The sequence below is a fragment of the Uruburuella testudinis genome (assembly GCF_022870865.1).
Lineage (GTDB): Bacteria > Pseudomonadota > Gammaproteobacteria > Burkholderiales > Neisseriaceae > Neisseria > Neisseria testudinis.
In genome coordinates this window covers 2,816,667-2,840,819 of the sequence record NZ_CP091508.1, presented here as the reverse complement: position 1 = coordinate 2,840,819, position 24,153 = coordinate 2,816,667, and the positions used below count along the sequence as shown (strand labels likewise).

21 protein-coding genes and 4 tRNA genes are annotated in these 24,153 nt (G+C 52.5%); 19 read left to right on the top strand and 6 right to left on the bottom strand.

Annotated elements, in window-relative coordinates:
- Positions 1 to 529 precede the first annotated feature (529 nt).
- The 6 genes from LVJ83_RS13010 to def are packed head-to-tail and all read right to left on the bottom strand — an operon-like array spanning position 530 to position 7,197.
- A complete protein-coding gene (locus LVJ83_RS13010) occupies positions 530 to 1,810 on the bottom strand; it encodes a sigma-54-dependent transcriptional regulator (protein ID WP_244785071.1) in 1,281 nt (426 codons plus the stop codon).
- Positions 1,797 to 3,929: a sensor histidine kinase gene (locus LVJ83_RS13005; protein ID WP_244785070.1), complete on the bottom strand. Its 2,133-nt coding sequence runs from the start codon at positions 3,927 to 3,929 to the stop codon at positions 1,797 to 1,799. Before LVJ83_RS13005 ends, LVJ83_RS13010 begins: the two co-directional genes overlap by 14 nt.
- Positions 3,930 to 3,932: 3 nt before the next feature.
- Positions 3,933 to 4,526, bottom strand: a complete 594-nt coding sequence (locus tag LVJ83_RS13000) for a DUF4390 domain-containing protein (protein WP_244785069.1) — start codon at positions 4,524 to 4,526, stop codon at positions 3,933 to 3,935.
- Entirely contained in the window at positions 4,492 to 5,751 is a 1,260-nt protein-coding gene (gene rsmB, locus LVJ83_RS12995) for a 16S rRNA (cytosine(967)-C(5))-methyltransferase RsmB (protein ID WP_244785068.1), read from the bottom strand. The genes LVJ83_RS13000 and rsmB overlap by 35 nt, the downstream gene beginning before the upstream one ends.
- Entirely contained in the window at positions 5,748 to 6,671 is a 924-nt protein-coding gene (fmt, locus tag LVJ83_RS12990) for a methionyl-tRNA formyltransferase (protein ID WP_244785067.1), read from the bottom strand. The genes rsmB and fmt overlap by 4 nt, the downstream gene beginning before the upstream one ends.
- 22 nt (positions 6,672 to 6,693) lie before the next feature.
- Positions 6,694 to 7,197 (bottom strand): peptide deformylase, encoded by a 504-nt coding sequence (def, locus tag LVJ83_RS12985; protein ID WP_244785066.1) that lies wholly within the window; start codon positions 7,195 to 7,197, stop codon positions 6,694 to 6,696.
- A gap of 166 nt (positions 7,198 to 7,363) precedes the next feature.
- Between def and LVJ83_RS12980 the strand changes: the two genes are divergently transcribed.
- From LVJ83_RS12980 to rpoB, 19 genes are all read left to right on the top strand, one after another.
- Positions 7,364 to 8,644, top strand: a complete 1,281-nt coding sequence (locus LVJ83_RS12980; RefSeq protein WP_244785065.1) for a LysM peptidoglycan-binding domain-containing protein — start codon at positions 7,364 to 7,366, stop codon at positions 8,642 to 8,644.
- Positions 8,645 to 8,912: 268 nt separating this feature from the next.
- Positions 8,913 to 10,070, top strand: a complete 1,158-nt coding sequence (gene dprA, locus LVJ83_RS12975) for a DNA-processing protein DprA (RefSeq protein WP_244785064.1) — start codon at positions 8,913 to 8,915, stop codon at positions 10,068 to 10,070.
- 28 nt (positions 10,071 to 10,098) lie between these two features.
- Entirely contained in the window at positions 10,099 to 10,554 is a 456-nt protein-coding gene (locus tag LVJ83_RS12970; RefSeq protein WP_244787788.1) for a Smg family protein, read from the top strand.
- 196 nt (positions 10,555 to 10,750) lie between these two features.
- Positions 10,751 to 13,060 (top strand): type I DNA topoisomerase, encoded by a 2,310-nt coding sequence (topA, locus tag LVJ83_RS12965; protein ID WP_244785063.1) that lies wholly within the window; start codon positions 10,751 to 10,753, stop codon positions 13,058 to 13,060.
- A 113-nt stretch (positions 13,061 to 13,173) separates the two neighbouring features.
- A complete protein-coding gene (locus LVJ83_RS12960) occupies positions 13,174 to 13,554 on the top strand; it encodes a helix-turn-helix domain-containing protein (protein ID WP_244787787.1) in 381 nt (126 codons plus the stop codon).
- 74 nt (positions 13,555 to 13,628) lie between these two features.
- Positions 13,629 to 14,192, top strand: coding sequence for a 16S rRNA (guanine(966)-N(2))-methyltransferase RsmD (rsmD, locus tag LVJ83_RS12955; protein WP_244785062.1), 564 nt, complete (start codon positions 13,629 to 13,631; stop codon positions 14,190 to 14,192).
- Positions 14,193 to 14,310: 118 nt separating this feature from the next.
- Positions 14,311 to 14,562: a YfhL family 4Fe-4S dicluster ferredoxin gene (locus tag LVJ83_RS12950; RefSeq protein ID WP_244785061.1), complete on the top strand. Its 252-nt coding sequence runs from the start codon at positions 14,311 to 14,313 to the stop codon at positions 14,560 to 14,562.
- A gap of 99 nt (positions 14,563 to 14,661) precedes the next feature.
- Positions 14,662 to 14,745 (top strand) — tRNA-Tyr (locus LVJ83_RS12945).
- 37 nt (positions 14,746 to 14,782) lie between these two features.
- Positions 14,783 to 14,856, top strand: a tRNA-Gly gene (locus LVJ83_RS12940).
- Between the two features lie 19 nt (positions 14,857 to 14,875).
- A tRNA-Thr gene (locus tag LVJ83_RS12935) sits at positions 14,876 to 14,950 on the top strand.
- A gap of 49 nt (positions 14,951 to 14,999) precedes the next feature.
- Complete coding sequence (gene tuf, locus LVJ83_RS12930; RefSeq protein WP_244785051.1) at positions 15,000 to 16,190, top strand: elongation factor Tu; 1,191 nt, start codon at positions 15,000 to 15,002, stop codon at positions 16,188 to 16,190.
- A gap of 6 nt (positions 16,191 to 16,196) precedes the next feature.
- A tRNA-Trp gene (locus LVJ83_RS12925) sits at positions 16,197 to 16,272 on the top strand.
- A gap of 67 nt (positions 16,273 to 16,339) precedes the next feature.
- Positions 16,340 to 16,789, top strand: coding sequence for a preprotein translocase subunit SecE (gene secE, locus LVJ83_RS13670; RefSeq protein ID WP_342345078.1), 450 nt, complete (start codon positions 16,340 to 16,342; stop codon positions 16,787 to 16,789).
- A 2-nt stretch (positions 16,790 to 16,791) separates the two neighbouring features.
- Positions 16,792 to 17,325, top strand: coding sequence for a transcription termination/antitermination protein NusG (gene nusG / locus LVJ83_RS12915; protein ID WP_244785060.1), 534 nt, complete (start codon positions 16,792 to 16,794; stop codon positions 17,323 to 17,325).
- Between the two features lie 124 nt (positions 17,326 to 17,449).
- Positions 17,450 to 17,881 carry a 50S ribosomal protein L11 gene (rplK, locus tag LVJ83_RS12910; protein ID WP_244785059.1) on the top strand — a complete coding sequence of 144 codons (432 nt, stop codon included), beginning with the start codon at positions 17,450 to 17,452 and terminating at the stop codon, positions 17,879 to 17,881.
- The gene (gene rplA / locus LVJ83_RS12905) at positions 17,881 to 18,576 is read left to right on the top strand and encodes a 50S ribosomal protein L1 (RefSeq protein ID WP_244785058.1); all 696 of its coding nucleotides are present in this window, start codon (positions 17,881 to 17,883) and stop codon (positions 18,574 to 18,576) included. Before rplK ends, rplA begins: the two co-directional genes overlap by 1 nt.
- Before the next feature lie 233 nt (positions 18,577 to 18,809).
- A complete protein-coding gene (rplJ, locus tag LVJ83_RS12900) occupies positions 18,810 to 19,310 on the top strand; it encodes a 50S ribosomal protein L10 (RefSeq protein ID WP_244785057.1) in 501 nt (166 codons plus the stop codon).
- Positions 19,311 to 19,369: 59 nt separating this feature from the next.
- Positions 19,370 to 19,744, top strand: coding sequence for a 50S ribosomal protein L7/L12 (gene rplL, locus LVJ83_RS12895; protein ID WP_244785056.1), 375 nt, complete (start codon positions 19,370 to 19,372; stop codon positions 19,742 to 19,744).
- 163 nt (positions 19,745 to 19,907) lie between these two features.
- Positions 19,908 to 24,089: a DNA-directed RNA polymerase subunit beta gene (gene rpoB, locus LVJ83_RS12890; protein WP_244785055.1), complete on the top strand. Its 4,182-nt coding sequence runs from the start codon at positions 19,908 to 19,910 to the stop codon at positions 24,087 to 24,089.
- Positions 24,090 to 24,153 lie beyond the last annotated feature (64 nt).

Sequence of the window (24,153 nt, the reverse complement as noted above, 5' to 3'; positions counted from 1 at the left end):
GGAAAGGGAAAGGGAATTCGGTTGCTGTTGTGTTTGCCGTTGCACGTTTTGGCCGGCGTTTGTTTTTCCCGCCAATCTCACCGATTCAGCAATCTGGCTCCCTCCCCTGTGGGGGAGGGTTGGGGAGAGGGCGGCAAACCGCAGGTTTGCTTCATTGCGCATTCCATCACCATCATTTTCAGACGGCCTGTTTCTACTCCCACTTCAGCTGCCTCGCCAACACCTCGGCGTATACCGGGCAATCTTTGTTGTGTGAGCCACTCATGTTATTTGCAAAAATAACCGATAGAAACGGCAATTGAATAACTGAATTTTTTAAATAAATCTAATTGTTTTAAAAAGAAATTAACAAAAGATTTTTAGCATTAAAATTGCCGAATCTATAGCAGCGTTGGCTCGTCTTACCCTTGTGCTGCCTTCGGCTCGCCGCCTGGTCAGCTTACTTTCATGAATGGGTAAGCTTGCTTTTATGGAAGAAAATGAGGCCGTCTGAAAGTTTCAGACGGCCTCATCTGCGGGCGGGCGGTATTTATTCGCCGCTGCCTTTATCATTGTTGCCGCGGCGGGAAAAATGAATGCCGAGCTGTTTCAGTTTGCGGTAAAGGTGGGTGCGTTCCAGCCCCACTTTTTGTGCCACGCGGCTCATGTTTTGGCCTTCTTGGGCGATGTGGTATTCGAAATAGCGCCGTTCCAGCTCTTCGCGCAGCTCGCGCAGCGGCATGTTGAAGTTGAAACCGCCCACGACTTCAGATACCGGTGTTTGTGAGAATTGCCCTAAAACGGCGTGCACGGCGGCTTCGTTGACTTCTTCTTCATCTGCCGTCAGCGTGAGGCTTTTGACGACGTTGCGCAATTGCTCGAGATTGCCCGGCCAGTCGTATTGGCGCAGGATGTTGAGGGCGGCGGTGCTGAATTTGACCGGTGCGATTTTTTGGGTTTCCGCCAATTCGGTCAGAATCTGGTTGACCAGAAAGATAATGTCGTCGGGCTGGCTGCGCAGCGGCGGGATGTTGACGGTAAGTGCTGAGAGCGATTCAATCAGCCGGGTGTCTTGGTTGGTGCTGTCGGCTGTTTCGGCCGGGCTGCCGGCGCAGATGATGCGCACGTTGTAGCGGTCTGCCTTGCTCAGCAGAAAGCCGATGCCTTGCTGGATGTTTTTGCTGTATTGGGCGATGTCGCCGAGATAGAGTATGCCGCCGCCGGCTTTTTGCAATAATTCGAGCGGGGTATCGACGATGTGTTCGGTTTTGCCGGGCTCTACCCAGGGGGTGCCGTTTTTGTGGAAATAGCGGGCAACCAGCTCGAAGGGGGAGCCGCGTTCGCCGTTGAGCAATACCGAGCCGTTTTGTTTGACGGCGGCTTCGAGGGTGCGGTTGAGCGCCTGAATGGCCGGGCTGTTGCCCAGTTTGTCGAGCGAGAGGCCGGATGCGGCCTGCATTTCGCTGTATTTGAGTGCGCGGTCGACGGTGGAGAGCAGCTTTTGCAGGGCGATGGGTTTTTCGAGAAAATCGAGGGCGCCGATTTTGGTGGCTTCAACGGCGGTGTCGATGCTGGCGTGGCCGCTCATCATCACCACGGGCATGTTGAGTTGGCCGTTTTTTGCCCATTCTTTGAGTAGTGTGATGCCGTCGCAGTCGGGCATCCAAATGTCGAGCAACACCATTGCCGGCCGGGTTTGGTGGCGGAGTTGGCGGGCTTCTTCGGCATTTTCGGCCAGGGTAACGGTGTAGCCTTCGTCTTGGAGGATTTCCGAGAGGAGGTCGCGGATGCCGATTTCGTCGTCTACAATCAATATATCACTGCTGCGCATAAGTTTCTTCTACCAGTTCGGGTAAGGCAATCTTGACACATGCGCCGCCTTCGGCAGGATTGCTCAGGCTGATGCGGCCGCCGTGCTCTTCAATAATCTTTTTCACTACGGGCAAACCCAAGCCGGTGCCGGCGGGCTTGTCGGTAACGTAGGGTTCAAACGCGTGATGCAGCATTTCTTTGCTGAATTTTTTGCCGTTATTGGCTACGGTCAACAGGGCTTGGCGGTTGTCGCTTTGCCGTGTTTCGATGCGGACGTGTGGTGAGGGGGCTTCTTCTGCGGCTTCGGCTGCATTTTTGAAAATATTGTGCAATACCTGCCGCATGGCACCGGAGTCGGCAGCTATCCACAACGGTATATTACTTAAGTTGGCCGAAAAAGTACATGCACTGCCTTCATACAGCAGTAAAACTTCTTCAATAATCCGGTTTAGGTCGTGTTTTTCGGGCCGGAGGGAGGGCGCGCGGGCATAATTGCGGAAGGCTTCCACCATTTCTTTGAGCGCGGCCACCTGCTTGACGATGGTGTCGGTGGAGCGCATCAGAATCTGGGCATCTTGTTCGCCCAGCTTGCCTTGCAATTTCCATGCCAACCGTTCGGCGGAAAGCTGGATCGGGGTAAGCGGGTTGCGGATTTCGTGTGCCAGCCGTTTGGCCACTTCGCCCCAGGCGGCGTCTTTTTGGGCGCGCACTAAGGCGGTGATGTCGTCAAATACCATCACCATGCCGCTGCCGTTGTCTTCGGGCAGGATGGTGGCTTTGGCCAGTAGAATGCGGGCATCATCAGGGGCGGCGTAGCTGAGCTCGATGGCTTTGCCGGTGGCGGCGGTGTCGGTGATGGCGGCGAAAGTTTCGGCCAAAATGGCTTGCTGCGGCGATTGATCGGCCCAGTCGTACCAGCTGCTGCCGAGCATGTGCGCCAGTGAGGTGTCTAGAATCTCTTCTGCGCTGCGGTTATAGGTTTTCAGGCGGCCTGTATCATCAACGGTAATCACGCCGGTGGTGAGGCTTTCGAGCACGCATTCGAGATAGTGGCGGGCGGCTTCCTGCTGCTGGCGGTTGTGTTCGCTGGCGTCTTGGGCGATGGAAAGCTGTTCGGTCATGTGGTTGAACAGATGGGTCAGCCGCCCCAATTCATCGTTGCGGAAAATCGGCCGTCGTTGTGAAAAATCGCCTTGTGCCACGGCGCGGGCGCCTTCGGCCAGCGAGAGGATGGGTTCGACAAAACGGCGGGCGAAATAAAGCGCCAATACCAGCGCCAGCATAATGGCCAGCAGGGCGGCAACCAGCAGCGTTACCAGAAAGAAAGTTTGCAGGCCTTGTTTGGCATAGCTCAATTCGGCGTATTTGGCGCGCGCGGCTTCAATCAGGGTGGCGTCTTTGGCCACATTGGCCGGCACGGGCTGGCGGAAAAACAGGGCGTAGGTGTGGTTTTGGATGTCGTTCAAATACAGCCAGCCTTGTGCATACAATACGTTGTTGATGTTTTCTATGCTGCGGGCGGAGCCGGATTGGCCGATCAGCTCGCGGGTGGTTTGCTCCAGCACGGGGGCGGGCAGCCGGTAGGGGTTGCGTTCGGCTTCGATACGGTTGTTGCTCAGGTTGTAAATAGCCAGTTGGCTGAATTCTGCGGCGGTGGGCGAGTGGCGCAATGCTTCGCCCAGGTCGTTATCGAGTGAGGCGGCGCTGATTAAGTCGATTTGCACCGGCGTGGCTTTGCGCACGGTGTTGTCGAGGGTGAGGTTGAGGGCGGATTTGCTCAGGTTGAGGCTGCGTTCGAGCGCTTCTTCGGTGTCGTTGCCAAACCATGAGTTGATGCTGTTGGAAATAAATTGGGCGGATACGCCGAATAAAAACAGCCCGGGCAGCACTGCCACCAGGGTAAACATGCCGGCGAGGCGGCGGGCGATTTGCGAGCCGAAAATGCCGCGGCGGCTGTCGCGCATCAGCAGCCATACGTAGCGCAGCAACACCATCAGCAATACGGTAATCAAGATGGCGGATGCGGCGATAATCCACCAGAAATAATCGGCGAGTTTGCTGGCATTGCCGGTGGCCACCGTGAGGGTGTAGAGCGAAACAACGGCGAGGAAGCCGGCGATAAGCAAGAAGCGCCGCATGGTTTATTCCTGTGTGATGCTCAAGGTTTTCCAGCCTGAATCGAGTTGCCAGCTTCTTGAGTTGAGCGCGTTGATTTGGAAGGGCTTGGGCAGCTGCGAAGTGCTCAGCACCAGCCGGATTTCCGCTTTGGCTTCGTTGGCGGAAATGCCGCTGAGCGTGCCTTCGGTGAGCACGCGCCAGTTGGCGATGGCGCCGATACCGCGCAAGGCGGTATCCAGGGCGTTGTATTCGGTGGAAAAGGTGCCGACGGTAACGCGGTAGCGGTTGGTGAGCGGATGGTAGGAAAGCTTGTATTGCACTTGGTTGTCGCTGCTGACGATTTGGCTGATTTTAAACCGGTAGGCGGCAATTGTGGGGGCGGAAAGCTGGTAGCTCAGGGTGAAATTCAGCGGCACACCTTGTGAGAGCGCCTGCCGGAGCTGGTCGGGCAGCTCGGTTTGGAAACGGCTGCTGATGAGCAGCTGACCGGAAGCGGTGAGCTTGGCTTGTGCGCGGGTTGTGCCGATGCCTTCTGCGGCCGTCTGAAAAGACCAAGCCAGCAGAATGGGCAACAGCAGCAGTTTACTGCTTTTGAATAAGCGCGTAATAAAAGCCATCTTGGTGCTTGCCGGGTAAGAGCACATGCGATTCGAGCAGCTCGGCATCGGCATGGCGGGTTAAAAATTTTTGCAGTTGCTGCGCGTTTTCTTCTTCAAAAATCGAGCAGGTGGCCAGCAGCATTCTGCCGTTTTTTGTCAGGGTTTGCCACAAAGCGTCTAGCAGGGCTTCTTGCTGGCGGGCGGTTTTGGCGGCATCGCCGGGCCGGCGCAACCATTTGATATCGGGGTTGCGGCGTATTACGCCCGAGGCGGTGCAGGGTACGTCGGCCAAAACGGCATCAAACGGTCTGCCATCATACCACGCGCTCAGGTCTTGTGCGTCGGCGCAGGCCAAAGAGGCCGTCTGAAAACCTAAGCGGTCGAGGTTGCTTTGTACGCGGGCCAAACGGGTTTCATCAATGTCGAGCGCGGTTACGCGGCAGTCGGCCAATTCGAGCAGGTGGCCGGTTTTGCCGCCGGGGGCGGCGCAGGCATCGAGTATGCGTTCGCCGTGTTGCGGTTTGAGCAGGTAGGCGGCTTGTTGTGCGCCGAAATCCTGCACCGATACCAGGCCGTCTGAAAAACCCGGCAGTTGGGCAACGGGCAGCGGTTCGGCCAGTTGCACGGCGTAATCGTCGAGCGCTTTGGCGGCGATGCCGGCTTCGGCCAGCGTGGCCAGATAGCTTTCGGCATTGCCGCGGCGGCGGTTGATGCGCAGCGTCATCGGCGGGTGGGTTTGCAGTGTGGTGAGGATGTTGTGCCAATATTTCGGGTAGTGGTGGCGCAAATAGGCAATCCACCATTCGGGCAGGTTGTGTTTGGCGACATCGTTTTTTTTGCAGGCGGCCGCCAATTGGTCTCGCTCGCGTAAAAAGCGGCGCAAAACGGCGTTGGCAAACGAGCGGAACTGGCCTTTGCCGATTTTGGCGATGCTCTCTACGGCTTCGTTGACCACCGCGTGGGGGGCGTTGCGGCTGTGGTGCAGTTGGTACATGGCCGCCAGCAGCAGGCTTTCAAGTTGTAGGTTGGTGATGGGCTTGTTGAGCATTTGTGCCAGCATAAAGCGCAGGCTGCCGGCATAACGCTGCACGCCGTAAGCGATGTCTTGCAGGGCGCCGTTTTCTTGTGCGCTCAAGTCGGGATGGGCGGCGCGGATGTCGGCCAGTGCATCTTGCAGGTTGCGGCCTTCAGCCACGGCGGCAATGCTTTGGGCAGCCAGTTGTTGGGCGCGTGCCATGCTCATAATTGTGTGCCTTTTGCGATGCTGCGGCCGGCGGCGAAGGCGGCAATCGGCATGCGTTTGCTGCCGGCGGGCTGCAATTCGGTAATTTTCAAGGCGCCTTCGCCGCAGGCCACGATGAGGCCGTCTGAAGATATGGCCGATACGGTGCCCGGTTCGCCGCTTTGGGCGACCACTTCTGCCTGCCAGATTTTCAGTGGTTTGCCTTGATATTCGGTCCAAGCGCCGGGCACGGGGTTGAAGGCACGGATTTTGCGTTCAATCACTGTGGCGGGTTCGTGCCAATCGATTTTGGCTTCTTCTTTGCTGAGTTTTTGTGCATAGGTTGCACCGTTTTCGGGTTGTGGTGTGGCGTTCAGACGGCCTGTTTGCTGTAGTTGTTGTAAATCTGCAACAATCGCCTGTGCGCCGATGTGCATTAAAGCGTCGTGCACTTCATTGGCAGTGTCTGTGTGGCGGATGCTGTAGCGGTGTTCGCTGACCACATCGCCGGTGTCCAACCCTGCATCCATCTGCATGATGCAGACGCCGGTTTCGGTATCGCCCGCTTCAATCGCGCGCTGAATCGGTGCCGCACCGCGCCAACGCGGCAGCAAAGAGGCGTGGATGTTGAGGCAGCCGTGTTTGGGCGTGTCGAGCACGGCTTGCGGCAGAATCAGCCCGTAGGCGGCCACCACCATCACATCGGCGTTTTGTTCGCGCAATAAGGCTTGTGCTGCTTCGTGGCGCAATGAAGCAGGTTGAGCCACGCTTAAGCCCAATTCGAGCGCCGCCTGTTTGACCGGGCTCTCTTGCAGCTGCATGCCGCGGCCTTTGGGGCGGTCGGGCTGAGTGAGCACCAGCGGTATTTGGAAACCCGCAGCGGCGATGGCTTTAAGGGCAGCGGCGGCAAAATCGGGTGTGCCGGCGAAAATCACGTTCATATTGGAGGCCGTCTGAAAAGGTTTAGAGGTCGTGTTTGGCACGTTTTTTCAATTTGGTTTTGATGCGGTTTTGTTTCAGCGGCGACAGGTATTCGACAAACACTTTGCCCATCAGATGGTCGAGCTCGTGTTGGATGCAGATGGCCAGCAGGCCGTCGGCTTCGAGGGTGAATTTTTCGCCGTTTTCATCAAAGGCTTCTACGGTAACGCGTTCGGCGCGGGTTACGGTGTCGTAAATGCCGGGTACCGACAGGCAGCCCTCTTCGTAAGTGGTTTCGCCGTCTTTATGCGTGATGGTGGGGTTGATGAATACGCGCGGCTCGTTGTGCTCTTCGGTGAGATCCATCACCACCACGCGCTCGTGCACGTCTACCTGTGTGGCGGCCAGGCCGATGCCGTGTGAGGCATACATGGTTTCAAACATGTCGGCCACCAGGGTTTTGATGCGGCCATCGATTTCGGCAACGGGCGCGGCAACGGTGTGCAGGCGCTCGTCGGGGTATTTTAAAATATTCAGTAATGCCATAATAATAATCTCATTGATGAGGTGCGCGGTTTTAGCGCTATGATGCCAACAACATTCGGTGGTAAAATGATGCGTTAGTTTTCGGCAGACACAGCTGCCTGTTTTTTTGTCGGTTTTATTTTATTTTAATGATGACAGTCTGGATCGTTTTCAAGGGGAACATGTCATGCAAAAACGTATTATAACCTTGCTTTGTGCTGTTGGCTTGGCAATTTCCGCCCAAGCATCTGCTGCCGGGCTGAAGCTGCGCGCCGATGCGCCAGCCCGTTATACGGTGAAGCCGGGCGATACTTTGTGGAGTATTTCGGGCAAATATCTTTACAGCCCGTGGCAATGGAGCCGTTTGTGGGGCGCCAACCGCAGCGCCGTGCGCAATCCGCATTTGATTTATCCGGGCCAGGTGCTGGTGCTGCATTATGTGAACGGCCGGCCGCGCTTGGCGTTTGACGGCGCCGCCTCATATCGCGACGGCATTCCGGTGGTGAAGCTGACGCCGCGTGTGCGTGAAATGTCGTCGGGTTATGGCATCCAAACGCTCAACATGAATTTTTACCGCATGTTTATGCAGCATCCGCAGGTGATTGCACAAATGCAGACCCAAGATGCGCCGCGCCTGATTGAAGGCCCCGACAGCCGCATGCTCTACAGCAGGGGCGACCGCGTTTATGCCTACAACATCACCGAGCCGGGCCGCTATCTGGTGTATCGTGCCCGCAAAGATATTCTCGACCCCGACACTAATAAATATTTGGGGCAGGAAGTGGTATTCAGCGGGGTGGTAAGCACTTTGCCCTATACCAACAGCGCACTGGATGCGCGCAGTGAAAACGATGCCCGCTATCTGCCGGAAGGCGAATACTACACCCGCCTGCACCCGCTGGTAAAAATCCCCACCCAAACCGCCCGGCCGATGGTGGTGGAAGAGGCGGTGTCGGAAATCCGCAAAGGCGATTTTCTGCTGAAAATGACCGATGAGGGCGACAGTTTCCAAATGATGCCCCATGCGCCGGCGGTGCGTGTTAACGCCAAAGTGGTGTCGATTTTCGACGGTGTGAGTGAAGCGGGGCAGTTTCAAACCATCACGCTCAACAAAGGCGAGGCCGACGGTTTGGATAAAGGCACGGTGTTGAGCCTGTATAAACGCAGCCGCCAAACCCGTGTGGATTTGGAAGAAGGCGCCAAAGGCCGCCGCAGCGTGGTGAAATACGTATCGATTCCGGCCGAAGAAGCAGGCTTGGCGATGGTATACCGCACCAGTGAGCATCTGGCTTCGGCCATTATTCTGGAAAGCCTGACCAACATCAATATCGGCGATGTGGCTTCGGAGCCGGGGCGTGATTTGGATAATATGGCCGATGATGTACCGCATGTGAAAAATGCGCCGCAAGAGCCGCACGATACCGAAAACAACGAATATAATTTCCGCAGCAATATCAATCTGTATTGATTGAGGCCGTCTGAAAGAAAGCACACAGCAATGTGTGCTTTTCTTGATGGAGCAAACGGTGCTATAGGATCGGCAAGTATTTGCGCGCGCAGTTAAAATATGCCATAAATAAATGTCATAAGGCGTTGTGGAGTGATGCCGCGGTTTGAGGCCGTCTGAAACCCACCCATAAAAGCCAGCTAATAAGGCGGCACCGGCGGCGAGACGGGTCAACGGTGTTAGATGATTTTTATGAATGAGTATGAAAGTTATTGAAGGGGAATCCGTCATGAATGATGACCAACGTTTTGCCTGGATACAATTGGCGCTGACACCTTATGTGGGCGCAGAAAGTTTTTTATTGCTGTTGCAGCGTTTCGGCAGCCCGCAAGCCGCATTGGCCGCACCGCCCGATGCAGTGCGCGAATGTTTGCACCACAAACAGGCTTTGGCCGCATGGGCGGGCGATAACCGTCAAGCGGTTGCGGCCGCCGAAGCAGCCATGGTTTGGGCGGCGCAAGACGGTTGCCGGGTGATGTTGCTGTGTGACGATGATTTTCCGGTGATGTTGACCGAGGGGATGACGCCGCCGCCGTTGTTGTTTTTGCGTGGGAATGCCGATTTGCTGCACCAAGCTTCGGTGGCCGTGGTCGGCAGCCGCCATGCCACCCCGCAAGCCATGCGGATTGCCAAAGATTTCGGCGAAGCCATGGGCGGGCGCGGCATTGCCGTGGTGTCGGGCATGGCGGCGGGCATCGATACCGCCGCCCATCAAGGCGCTTTGCAGGCCGGTGGCGGCACCATCGCGGTGTGGGGCACCGGTATCGACCGCATTTATCCGCCCGGTAACAAACCCTTGGCTTATCAAATCGCCGAACAGGGCCTGATTGTGAGCGAGTTTCCACTCGGCACCCGCCCGCTGGCCGGTAATTTTCCACGCCGCAACCGTATCATCGCCGCATTGGCACAAGCCACGCTGGTGGTGGAAGCCGCGCCCGAATCCGGTTCGCTGATTACTGCCCGGCTGGCTGCCGAAATGGGGCGCGAAGTGATGGCGGTGCCCGGCTCGATTGATAATCCGCACAGCAAAGGCTGTCACAAATTGATTAAAGAAGGTGCAAAACTGGTGGAATGTTTGGATGATATTGTGCAAGAGTGCCCGCAACTGTTGCAAAAGCAACCCATGTCATCATATGCTATATATAAAGAAGCCCCGGCCGGCAGAAAATCTTTCGATAAACCTTCTGAGCAGGTCAAGCAATCGGCTGCGCCGCCGGTGCCGAAAGATGCGCCGCTGCTGGAAGCAATGGGTTATGACCCGATACATCCCGACAGTTTGGCACAGCAGCTGCAACTGAGCGCCGCCGATGTTTATGCCCGACTGCTGGAGCTTGAGCTCGAGGGGGCTGTTGCAGCCATGCCCGGCGGTCGCTATCAACGTATTTAAGAAAAATTAAGGAAACACCATGGCAGAAATGGCAGAAGTCATCGCCTTTTTAATTGAACACTTCCAAGACTTCGATGCCTGTCCGCCGTCAGATGATTTGGGGCAGATTCTCGAAGATGTCGGTTTTGACGATGTGGATATCGGCAACGCCTTGATGCTGCTCGACGTATTGCGCGAAGGGCCGGGTATGGCCGCACCCCAATACCGTGCCGATGCGATGCGGATTTACGGCCCGGAAGAGCTGGATGCGCTGCCGCAAGAAGTGTTGGGCCTGCTGCATTTTTTGGAAAAAGCCGGCGCCGTCAACGGCGAGCAGCGTGAATTTGTGGTGCATGCGCTGTTGCACATGCCGTCTGAAGAAATCAGCGTAGACATGGCCAAAGTGCTCACTTTGCTGGTGTTGTGGGCGCATAAGTCAGAATTGCCGGTGCTGATCGGCGATGAGCTGATGATGGCGCTGCACGGCAAAGCCGTGATGCATTAATACAGAAAGCCGTTTGCCGAAGCTATCGTGAAATGAATCAAAAAGCGCTAAGGCCTTGCTGCCTTGGCCCACTGTTTTCTTCATGCCGCTATATTGCAAGCGGGCAGGGCAGCAGCAACATACCGTTTTTCAGACGGCCATATTTATCTTCAGGCCGTCTGAAACGCAATACACCCATACATTTATAGAGAAAAAAATGGCAAAAAACCTGTTGATTGTAGAATCACCCTCCAAAGCCAAAACACTGAAAAAATACCTCGGCAGCGAATTTGAAATCCTCGCTTCCTACGGTCACGTGCGTGATTTGGTGCCGAAAAACGGCGCAGTCGATCCGGAAAACGATTTCGCCATGAAATACCAGCTGGTTGCCCGCAACAGCAAACACGTCGATGCCATCGTGGCTGCGGCCAAGGAGGCAGAAAACCTGTATCTCGCCACCGACCCGGATAGAGAAGGCGAGGCCATTTCATGGCACTTGCAGGAAATCCTCAAATCCAAACGCGGCCTGAAAAACCTCAAACCGCAGCGGGTCGTATTTCACGAAATCACCAAAAACGCTGTGCTCGACGCCATTGCCCACCCGCGCGAATTGGAAGTGAATCTGGTAGACGCCCAGCAGGCGCGCCGCGCATTGGATTATCTGGTCGGCTTCAACCTCTCGCCGCTGTTGTGGAAAAAAATCCGCCGCGGCTTGAGCGCCGGCCGCGTACAAAGCCCCGCCCTGCGCCTGATTTGCGAGCGTGAAAACGAAATCCGCGCCTTTGAAACCCAAGAATATTGGACGGTGCATCTCGACAGCCACAAAGGCCGCAGCAAATTCAGCGCCAAACTGGTGCAATATAAAGGCGACAAACTCGAACAATTCGCCCTGCCCGACGAAGCCGCCCAAGCCGATGCGTTGAAAGCGCTTGAGGGCAAAGAGGCGCAAGTGGCCGCCATCGAAAAGAAAAAACGCAGCCGCAACCCCGCCGCACCGTTTACCACCTCCACCATGCAGCAAGATGCCGTGCGCAAACTCGGCATGACCACCGACCGCACCATGCGCACCGCCCAGCAACTTTATGAAGGCATGGATGTCGGCCAAGGCGCCATCGGTTTGATTACCTATATGCGTACCGACAGCGTGACCCTTTCCGATGAAGCCCTCACCGAAATCCGCCACTACATTGAAAATAAAATCGGCAAAGATTATCTGCCCTCATCGGCCAAACAATACAAAACCAAATCCAAAAATGCTCAAGAAGCCCACGAAGCCATCCGTCCGACTTCGGTTTACCGCACGCCCGAGAGCGTGAAGCCCTTTCTGAGCGCCGACCAATTCAAGCTTTATCAAATGATTTGGCAGCGCACTGTTGCCTGCCAGATGACCCCGGCCAAATTCGACCAAACCACCGTCGATATCGCCGTAGGCGAGGGCGTATTCCGCGTAACCGGCCAAGTGCAGACCTTTGCCGGCTTTTTGAGTGTGTATGAAGAAGGCACCGACGACAGCGATGAAAGCGAAGACAACAAAAAACTGCCCGAGATGAAAGAAGGCGAAACCCTGCCTGTTGATGCGCTTTACGGCGAACAACACTTCACCAGCCCGCCGCCGCGCTTCAACGAAGCCACGCTGGTAAAGGCATTGGAAGAATTCGGCATCGGCCGCCCCTCCACCTACGCCAGCATCATCTCCACGCTCAAAGACCGCGAATACGTTACCCTTGAGCAAAAACGCTTTATGCCCACCGACACCGGCGACATCGTGAATAAATTCCTCACCGAACACTTCGCCCAATATGTCGATTACCACTTCACCGCCAAACTCGAAGACCAGCTCGACGACATCGCCAGCGGCAAACGCCAATGGGTGCCCGTGATGAGCCAATTTTGGAAAGGCTTCGACAAACAGGTAAAAGAAAAAGAAGGCATCGAGCGCGCCAAATTTACCACCGAAGAGCTGGACGAAATCTGCCCGAAATGCGGCAACCACAAACTGCAAATCAAATTCGGCCGCAACGGCCGCTTCATCGCCTGCGCCGGCTACCCTGAATGCAGCTACACCCGCAACGCCAACGAAACCGCCGAAGAAGCCGCCGAACGCCAGGCCAAAGACGAAGCCGAACAAGCCGAGCTGGCCGGCCGCGAATGCCCCAAATGCGGCGGCGGCCTGGTGTATAAATACAGCCGCACCGGCAGCAAATTTATCGGTTGTGCCAACTACCCCAAGTGCAAACACATCGAGCCCTTGGAAAAGCCCAAAGATACCGGCGTGGTTTGCCCGCAATGCGGCAAAGGCCATCTGGTTGAACGCAAATCCCGCTACGGCAAACTTTTTTACAGTTGCAGCACCTACCCCGACTGCAACTACGCCACTTGGAATCCGCCGATTGCAGAAGAATGCCCGAACTGCCATTGGCCGGTTTTGACCATCAAAACCACCAAACGCTGGGGCGTGGAAAAAGTGTGCCCGCAGAAAGAATGCGGTTGGAAAGAACAAATCGAACCGCCAGCGCCGAAAGAGTAAATAAGGTAGAAGAAGGCCGTCTGAAATAAGTCTCAGACAGTCTTTATCGGCAAGTAGGGCAGGGTGCGATGTGCCCTGCTGCTAAAATTCAACTGAAGACAGAAAGTTTAATCATGGAAACCCACGAAAAAATCCGCCTGATGCGCGAGTTGAATAAATGGTCGCAAGAGGATATGGCGGAAAAGCTGGAAATGTCGGCGGGTGGTTATGCCAAAATCGAGCGGGGTGAAACGCAATTGAATATTCCGCGTTTGGAGCAGATTGCCAAGATTTTCAATGTCAGCATGTGGGACTTGTTTCATGCTGGCAAAGGGGGATTGGTGCTGCAAATTAATGAAGGGGATGAGAGTGGTGGCGATATTTCTTATTTAATAGGGGATAATTCAGCTGAAATAAAGGTGTTGAAGCTGCAATTGGCTCATTATCAAGAATTATTGGCGCAAAAAGATAAGGAGATCGAGCTGTTACGCAAAATGGCCGGTATGGATAATTAAGTCGTTTGATTGGTAAAATAGGCCGTCTGAAAGCGTATTGGCTTTCAGACGGCCTATTTTGATGAAAGCAAGGAATGAAGAGTAGCAAATACAGCAACCAAGTCCGCATTGTCGGCGGCACACATCGCGGCCGCAAATTGGCGTTTGCCGATGCCGAAGGCTTGCGCCCTACGCCCGACAGGGTGCGTGAGCAGGTGTTCAATTGGCTGGGGCAGGATCTCACCGGTAAAAGCGTGTTGGACTTATTTTCCGGCAGCGGTGCGTTGGGGTTGGAAGCAGCATCACGCCGTGCGGCTAAGGTGGTGATGGTGGAAAGCAACCGGCAAACTGCGCGTATATTGCAGCAGGCGCGGCAAACACTGGCGTTGCCGCAGGTGGAAATAGTAGTTTCAGACGGCCTGTTGTATTTGCAGCAAACACAGCAGCAGTTTGATGTGGTGTTTCTTGATCCGCCGTTTGCCTGGCAGCAATGGCCACAATTGTTCGATTTATTACAAGGCCGTCTGAAAAACGGAGCCATGGTTTACATTGAAGCGGGCCGTTTGCCTGAAATGCCGTCCTGGCTCACGGCGCATCGGCAGGGCAAGGCGGGTATAAGCCGCTTTGAGTTGCGGCTGTATGTGCAAGTGGCTGAATAGAATAGTGTTTAAGAATTATTATCAGAGTGAAAAGGATGATAAAGAAACAGGCGGAAATGCAGTTTATGCTATAATCTCGGGTTATCGGTTTTGAAAACACACTAAAAGGAAAAGCACAATGTCACTCTTTATTACCGACGAGTGCATCAACTGCGACGTATGCGAGCCCGAATGCCCGAATGATGCCATTTATCAGGGTGAAGAGATTTATGAAATCAACCCTAATCTGTGCACCCAATGCGTCGGTCATTATGATGAGCCCCAATGTCAGCAGGTATGCCCTGTCGACTGTATTTTAATTGATGAAGAGCATCCCGAAAGCGAAGCGGATTTGCAGGCTAAATATGAGCGGATTATTGCTGAAAAATAAAAATATTTAAAAATTATCAAGTTGCATCTGATTTCAAGAAAAATTAAAAAATATGCTTGACGGCACATCATCCGGTCTATAATATTGCGTTTCTCTTTTGGAGGGATTCCCGAGCGGCCAAAGGGGGCAGACTGTAAATCTGTTGCGTAAGCTTCGAAGGTTCGAATCCTTCTCCCTCCACCAAAATCCAATCTTAATATTGGAGCAGAGAAAAGTAAGTGCGGGTGTAGCTCAATGGTAGAGCAGAAGCCTTCCAAGCTTACGGTGAGGGTTCGATTCCCTTCACCCGCTCCATTAAGTATTATACAATTAGGCCCATGTAGCTCAGGGGTAGAGCACTCCCTTGGTAAGGGAGAGGTCGGCAGTTCAATTCTGCCCATGGGCACCATCCAGATTATTTTTCACTCAAACCAAAGCTTAGGATAGGAAGAATTGCCATGGCTAAAGAAAAATTCGAGCGGAGCAAACCGCACGTAAACGTTGGCACCATCGGTCACGTTGACCATGGTAAAACCACATTGACCGCAGCATTGACCACCATTTTGTCAAAAAAATTCGGTGGCGCGGCCAAAGCCTACGACCAAATCGACAATGCCCCGGAAGAAAAAGCCCGCGGTATTACCATTAATACCTCACACGTAGAATACGAAACCGAAACCCGCCACTACGCTCACGTAGACTGCCCGGGTCACGCCGACTACGTTAAAAACATGATTACCGGTGCCGCTCAAATGGACGGCGCAATCTTGGTATGTTCTGCTGCCGACGGCCCCATGCCGCAAACCCGCGAACACATCCTGTTGGCCCGCCAAGTAGGCGTACCCTATATCCTCGTGTTCATGAACAAATGCGACATGGTTGACGACGAAGAGTTGCTGGAATTGGTTGAGATGGAAATCCGCGACCTGCTGAGCAGCTACGACTTCCCGGGCGACGACTGCCCGATCATCAAAGGCTCCGCTCTGAAAGCCCTTGAAGGCGACACTTCAGACATCGGCGAACCTGCCATCTTCGCTTTGGCTGATGCACTGGACAGCTACATTCCGACACCGGAACGTGCCGTAGACAAACCCTTCCTGCTGCCGATTGAAGACGTATTCTCAATCTCAGGCCGCGGTACCGTGGTAACCGGTCGTGTAGAGCGCGGTATCATCCACGTAGGCGACGAAATCGAAATCGTTGGTCTGAAAGACACCCAAAAAACCACCTGTACCGGTGTGGAAATGTTCCGCAAATTGCTGGACGAAGGTCAGGCCGGTGACAACGTGGGCGTATTGCTGCGCGGTACCAAGCGCGAAGAAGTAGAGCGCGGTCAAGTATTGGCCAAGCCGGGCACCATTACCCCGCACACCAAATTCAAAGCCGAAGTATACGTACTGAGCAAAGAAGAAGGTGGTCGTCATACCCCGTTCTTCGCCAACTACCGTCCGCAATTCTACTTCCGCACCACCGACGTTACCGGCGCGGTAACCTTGGGCGAAGGCGTGGAAATGGTAATGCCGGGTGAAAACGTGGCCATCACCGTAGAGCTGATTGCCCCGATCGCCATGGAAGAAGGTTTGCGCTTTGCGATTCGCGAAGGCGGCCGTACTGTAGGTGCCGGTGTGGTATCTTCTGTAATCGCTTAAGTTTAGAGGCCAGTAGCTCAATTGGTAGAGTATCGGTCTCCAAAACCGAGGGTTGGGGGTTCGAGACCCTCCTGGCCTGCCAAATAAAAAATTAACCGGCCCGGGTGCCGGTTAATTTTTTTATCATATTTAGTAATATCGGGTGCGTAATGACTAAAAATACACCACAAAGTAATGAAACCAAGCAGGAGCAGGCTGTAAAGCCGGTTCGGCGTGCCTCTGATCAGGAAGTCAAGCCGGCCTCAAATGCGGCGGATATGTTTAAGCTGTGCATTGCGGCAGCGGTGGTGGCCGGAAGCATTTGGGTTTTTTATAATGCACTTTCTCTGCCCTCGTATCTGCGTATCCTGGCTCCGGTGTTCGGTGTTGTTGTGGGTTTGCTGATTGTTTTTTACTGGTGTGGTTTTGGCCGCAGGCTGATTGCTTATGTGCGTGATTCCGTAACGGAATTTAAGAAAGTCGTTTGGCCGGCTCGTAATGATGCCTTTCGGATGACGGTGTTTGTTATTATCTTTGTAACTATTTTGGCAGCATTTATTTATATGGCCGATAGTGTGATTTCGTGGCTGTTTTATGATGTGTTGTTGAAGAGGGGATAAAAATGTCAAAACGGTGGTATGTCGTTCAGGCTTATTCGGGCTTTGAGAAGAATGTTCAAAAAACCTTGAAAGAGCGCATTGTGCGTGAGGGGATGGATGAATATTTTGGTCAAATTCTGGTTCCTGTTGAAGAGGTGGTGGATATTAAAAATGGCCGGAAAACCATTAGCGAACGCAAGTTTTTTCCGGGCTATGTATTGGTCGAAATGGAAATGAGCGATGACTCTTGGCATTTGGTTAAGAGTACGCCGCGGGTGTCCGGTTTTATCGGCGGCACCGCCAATCGGCCCATGCCTATTTCACAGCGCGAAGTAGATGCTATTTTGCAGCAAGTGAAGTCGGGCGTGGAAAAACCCAAGCCTAAAGTTGAATTTGAGGTGGGGCAGCCGGTTCGTGTTAATGAGGGTCCGTTTGCAGATTTCAATGGCGTAGTTGATGAAGTGAACTATGAGCGCAATAAGTTGCGTGTATCGGTACAGATTTTTGGCCGTGAAACACCGGTAGAGCTTGAGTTTAATCAGGTTGAAAAAATTTAAAAGCAACACTTTTTGAATTGAGTGATTGTTTTGCTTGAATAAAAGCCGGAAAGATTTTATAATCATCGGCTTGTTTTCTGGGAAGCGGATCTCCGCGTTATACCCGTTAATTTAGGAGCGACAAGTGGCAAAAAAAATCGTAGGCTACATTAAGCTGCAGATTCCTGCAGGTAAAGCCAACCCTTCTCCCCCCGTGGGCCCGGCTTTGGGTCAGCGTGGTTTGAATATTATGGAATTCTGTAAAGCATTTAATGCTGCAACCCAAGGCATGGAGCCGGGTTTGCCGATTCCTGTGGTGATTACTGCGTTTGCAGATAAATCATTCACATTTGTGATGAAAACACCGCCGGCATCTATTTTGCTGAAAAAAGCAGCAGGTTTGCAAAAAGGCAGCGCCAATCCGCTGACCAATAAAGTTGGTACGGTTACCCGCGCGCAATTGGAAGAAATTGCCAAAACCAAACAGCCTGATCTGACCGGTGCTGATTTGGATGCATGCGTGCGTATTATTGCCGGTAGCGCTCGCTCAATGGGCTTGGAAGTGGAGGGCGTGTAATGGCTAAAGTATCTAAACGTTTAAAAACTTTGCGTGATTCTGTTGATGCTAACAAACTGTATGCAATTGATGAAGCCATTACCTTGGTGAAAGGTGCGGCTACCGCCAAATTTGACGAGTCTGTTGATGTGTCTTTCAACCTGGGTGTTGATCCGCGTAAATCCGATCAGGTTATCCGTGGTTCGGTTGTGCTGCCGAAGGGTACTGGTAAAACGACCCGTGTTGCCGTGTTTACCCAAGGTGCTAATGCTGATGCAGCCAAAGAAGCCGGTGCTGATATCGTAGGCTTTGAAGATTTGGCTGCCGAAGTAAAAGCCGGTAATCTGAATTTTGATGTGGTAATTGCTTCTCCGGATGCGATGCGTATTGTAGGTCAGCTGGGTACTATTTTAGGCCCGCGCGGATTGATGCCGAACCCGAAAGTAGGCACAGTAACACCTAATGTGGCAGAAGCAGTAAAAAATGCGAAAGCCGGTCAGGTTCAATACCGCACCGACAAAGCAGGTATCGTACATGCAACCATTGGTCGCGCTTCTTTCGGTGAAGCTGATTTGCGTGAAAACTTTGATGCTTTGCTGGATGCTGTTGTAAAAGCTAAACCTGCTGCAGCAAAAGGCCAATACCTGAAAAAAGTATCGGTTTCAAGCACCATGGGTTTGGGTGTGCGTGTGGATACTTCCAGCATCAACAACTAAAGAAATTTTCAGGCGGCCTGCACTTGGAGAGGCCGTCTGAATGTTGGGCTACTTAAATCATTAAGTAGATGTCCAAGACCGTAGGGATCGCAAGATTTAATCCTAAACAACCCTACGCAGACGGTAGTCCTGAATCGAATAACAAGGTCGCTTGTGAAATGTCTATTTAGGTTGCCGCGCTGGTGAAATATCTTGATTGAGGTATTTCTTTTTTAAACAGTGGGAGGTGGACCTTGAGTCTCAATATTGAAACCAAGAAAGCAACCGTAGAAGAGATCGGCAGTGCAATTGCCGGTGCTCAAACTATGGTCGTTGCTGAGTATCGCGGTATCAGTGTTGCGAGCATGACTGAGCTTCGCGCTAATGCACGTAAAGAAGGCGTATATTTGCGCGTTCTGAAAAATACATTGGCTCGTCGTGCAGTGGAAGGCACTTCATTTGCAGCATTGGCAGACCAAATGGTTGGTCCGTTGGTATATGCTGCATCTGAAGATCCGGTTGCCGCAGCAAAAGTACTGCATCAATTCTCAAAAAAAGATGACAAAATTATCATCAAAGCAGGTTCTTACAACGGTGATTTGCTGGATGCGGCAAGTGTTGCCGAGCTGGCTTCTATTCCGAGCCGTGAAGAGCTGTTGGCTAAACTGCTGGGCGTTATGCAAGCACCTGTTTCAGGTTTTGCACGCGCATTGGCCGCATTGGCAGCCAAGCAAGCAGAAACCGAAGCTGCGTAACAATTTTGCATTTATTTTAATAAATCATTAAATATCAATATTTTAGGAGTTTAAATAGCATGGCTATTACTAAAGAAGACATTTTGGAAGCCGTTGGTGCTTTAACTGTTATGGAATTGAACGACTTGGTTAAAGCGTTCGAAGAAAAATTCGGCGTTTCTGCTGCTGCTTTGGCAGTTGCCGGTGGTGCTGCTGCCGGCGGCGCCGCTGCTGCTGAAGAAAAAACTGAGTTTGACGTGGTTCTGACTGCTGCCGGTGATCAAAAAGTAGGCGTGATCAAAGTGGTTCGTGCCATTACCGGTCTGGGTTTGAAAGAAGCCAAAGATATGGTTGACGGTGCGCCGAAAACTGTTAAAGAGGGCGTTTCTAAAGCTGAAGCTGAAGACATCCAAAAACAATTGGAAGAAGCAGGCGCTAAAGTCGAAATCAAATAATTTGATTTTTGCTAAAGGCTGGCAGTTTACTGCCAGCCTTATTTCGCTTTCTGAAAGTATAAATTTGATTATTTACATTTATTTACCGTTGTATAAAAAATTATTGTAAATAAATGTAAGCAATTGCTTATTATCAAAAGTCTCCCTCTCTATGGAGTTTCACATGAGTTATTCGTTTACCGAGAAAAAACGTATCCGCAAGAGCTTTGCAAAACGTGCCAATGTATTGGAAGTGCCGTTTTTGCTGGCCACCCAGCTGGATTCCTATGCTAAATTCCTGCAATTGGAAAAACCTTTTGACCAGCGCAGCGATGATGGTCTGCAAGCTGCATTCAGCTCGATTTTTCCGATTGTCAGCCATAACGGTTATGCCCAGTTGGAGTTTGTGCATTATGTATTGGGCGAGCCGCTGTTTGATATTCCCGAATGCCAATTGCGCGGCATCACTTATGCTGCGCCGTTGCGTGCGCGCATCCGCTTGAAAATTTTCGATAAAGAATCGTCCAAGCCCGGTGTGGTAAAAGAAATCCGCGAGAATGAAGTATACATGGGCGAAATTCCGCTGATGACACCGAGCGGGTCGTTTGTGATTAACGGCACTGAGCGTGTGATTGTGTCTCAGTTGCACCGCTCTCCCGGCGTTTTCTTCGAACATGATAAGGGTAAAACCCACTCGTCAGGCAAGCTGTTGTTTTCTGCGCGCATCATTCCTTACCGCGGTTCTTGGTTGGACTTCGAGTTTGATCCGAAAGATTTGCTGTATTTCCGTATCGACCGCCGCCGCAAAATGCCGGTAACGATTTTGTTGAAAGCCTTGGGCTACAACGATGAGCAGATTCTCAACACGTTTTATGACAAGGAAACCTTTTATTTGTCTAAAGACGGTGTGCAAACCGATTTAATCGCAGGCCGTCTGAAAGGCGAAACTGCAAAAGCCGATATTGTAGATAAAGACGGCAATGTACTGGTAGCTCAAGGTAAACGTATTACGGCGAAAAATATCCGTGATATCGCCAATGCCGGGCTGACCCGCCTGGATGTGGATGCGGAAAGCCTGTTGGGTAAGATTTTAGCGGGTGATGTGATTGTTCCCGATACCGGCGAGGTATTGGCAACTGCAAATGAGGAAATTACCGAAGAGTTGTTGGCCAAACTGGATATTCACGGGGTAACGCAAGTAGATACTCTGTATATCAATGAATTGGATCAGGGCGGCTATATTTCCAATACCTTGCGTACAGATGAAACTGCTGATCAGCAAGCGGCTCGTGTAGCGATTTACCGTATGATGCGCCCGGGCGAACCGCCCACCGAAGAAGCGGTGGAAATGTTGTTTAACCGTTTGTTCTTCAGTGAGGAAAGCTACGATTTGTCACGCGTGGGCCGAATGAAGTTCAATACCCGCACTTATGAGCAAAAATTAAGTGAAGCGCAAAATGCATCATGGTATGGCCGTCTGTTAAATGAAACTTTTGCCGGTGCTGCTGAAAAAGGCGGTTATGTTTTGAGCGTAGAAGACATTGTGGCATCGATTGCCACTCTGGTTGAATTGCGTAATGGCCATGGTGAAGTAGATGATATCGACCATCTAGGTAATCGTCGTGTGCGCTCGGTAGGTGAATTGGCGGAAAACCAGTTCCGCAGCGGCTTGGCACGTGTCGAACGGGCGGTAAAAGAACGCCTGAATCAGGCGGAATCTGAAAACCTGATGCCGCACGATCTGATTAATGCCAAACCGGTTTCTGCTGCAATCAAAGAGTTTTTCGGTTCCAGCCAGCTGAGCCAATTTATGGATCAAACCAATCCGCTTTCGGAAATCACCCATAAACGCCGCGTATCAGCCTTGGGGCCGGGCGGTTTGACCCGCGAACGTGCCGGCTTCGAGGTGCGCGACGTACACCCGACTCACTATGGCCGTGTATGTCCGATTGAAACCCCTGAGGGCCCGAACATTGGTTTGATTAACTCGCTGTCGGTGTTTGCCCGCACCAACGAATACGGCTTTTTGGAAACGCCTTACCGCCGTGTTGCGGATGGCAAAGTAACCAATGAAATCGACTATTTGTCGGCGATTGAAGAAGGCCGTTATGTGATTGCACAGGCCAACGCCGAGTTGGATGAAGACGGCGTGCTGACCGGTGATTTAGTGACCTGTCGTGAAAAAGGCGAAACCATCATGGCCACGCCTGACCGCGTGCAATATATGGACGTGGCCACCGGCCAAGTGGTATCAGTAGCAGCTTCGCTGATTCCGTTCCTGGAGCATGATGATGCCAACCGTGCCTTGATGGGGGCGAACATGCAACGTCAGGCCGTGCCGTGTCTGCGCCCGGAAAAACCGATGGTCGGTACCGGCATCGAGCGTGCTGTGGCAGTGGATTCTTCTACTGCGATTGTGGCCCGCCGCGGCGGTATTGTTGAATATGTAGATGCCAACCGCGTGGTGGTGCGTGTGCATGATGATGAGGCGACTGCCGGCGAAGTGGGTGTGGACATCTACAATCTGGTGAAGTTCACCCGCTCCAACCAATCCACCAACATCAACCAACGTCCGGTGGTGAAAGCCGGCGACGTGTTGCAACGCGGTGATGTGGTTGCCGATGGCGCATCAACCGATTTGGGCGAATTGGCGTTGGGTCAAAACATGACCATCGCTTTTATGCCGTGGAACGGTTATAACTACGAAGATTCGATTCTGCTGTCTGAAAAAGTGGCCGCTGATGACCGCTACACCTCCATCCATATTGAAGAATTGAATGTGGTGGCGCGCGATACCAAGCTGGGCGCGGAAGACATTACCCGCGATATTCCGAATTTGTCTGAGCGCATGCAAAACCGTTTGGATGATTCAGGTATCGTGTATATCGGTGCTGAAGTCGAAGCCGGCGATGTATTGGTAGGCAAAGTAACACCTAAAGGTGAAACCCAACTTACGCCGGAAGAAAAACTGCTGCGTGCGATTTTCGGTGAAAAAGCATCAGATGTGAAAGATACTTCGCTGCGTATGCCCACCGGTATGAGCGGCACGGTTATTGATGTGCAGGTATTTACCCGTGAAGGCATTCAGCGCGACAAACGTGCCCAAGCAATTATCGATTCCGAGCTGAAACGCTACCGCCAAGATTTGAGCGATCAATTGCGTATTTTCGATAACGATGCCTTCAGCCGTATCGAGCGCATGATTGTCGGTCAGACAGCCAATGGCGGCCCGATGAAATTGGCCAAAGGCAGCGCCATCACTACCGAATATTTGGCCGGTTTGCCGAGTAAGCACGATTGGTTCGATATCCGCATGAGCGATGAGTCGTTGGCTAAACAAATGGAGCTGATCAAAGTCAGCCTGCAGCAAAAACGTGAAGAGTCAGATGCTCTTTATGAAATCAAGAAGAAAAAACTGACACAAGGCGACGAATTGCAGCCGGGCGTGCAAAAAATGGTGAAAGTGTTTATCGCCATCAAACGTCGCTTGCAGGCGGGCGATAAAATGGCCGGCCGTCACGGTAACAAAGGTGTGGTATCACGCATTTTGCCGGTCGAAGATATGCCCTACATGGCAGACGGTCGTCCGGTGGACATCGTGCTGAACCCCTTGGGTGTACCGTCGCGTATGAACATCGGCCAGATTCTCGAAGTGCATCTGGGCTGGGCGGCAAAAGGTATCGGCGAGCGTATCGACCGTATGCTGGCAGAGCAGCGCAAAGTGGGCGAAATCCGCGAATTTTTGAACAAGCTGTACAACAACAGCGGCAAGCAGGAACATCTCGACGAATTGAATGATGACGAGATTCTCGAGTTGGCAGCCAATCTGAAACGCGGTGCCACATTTGCCTCGCCGGTATTTGACGGTGCAAAAGAATCGGAAATCCGCGATATGCTGAACCTGGCATATCCGAGTGATGATCCCGAAGTGGAAAAATTGGGCTTCAACGACAGTAAAACCCAAATTACGCTGTATGACGGCCGTTCAGGCGAAGCATTTGACCGCCGCGTTACCGTAGGCGTGATGCATTATCTGAAACTGCACCATTTGGTTGATGAGAAAATGCATGCCCGTTCGACCGGACCGTACTCACTGGTGACCCAGCAGCCGTTGGGCGGTAAAGCCCAATTCGGCGGCCAGCGCTTCGGTGAGATGGAGGTGTGGGCACTGGAAGCTTACGGTGCTGCTTACACGTTGCAAGAAATGTTGACTGTGAAGTCGGATGACGTTACAGGTCGTACCAAAATGTACGAAAACATTGTGAAAGGCGAACATAAAATCGATGCCGGCATGCCTGAGTCATTCAACGTGTTGGTAAAAGAGATTCGTTCGTTGGGCTTGGATATCGATCTGGAACGTTACTAAATATCGGAACCGGTTTTCAGACGGCCTTTGAAATAAGAAAGGCCGTCTGAAAGTAGCCATATTT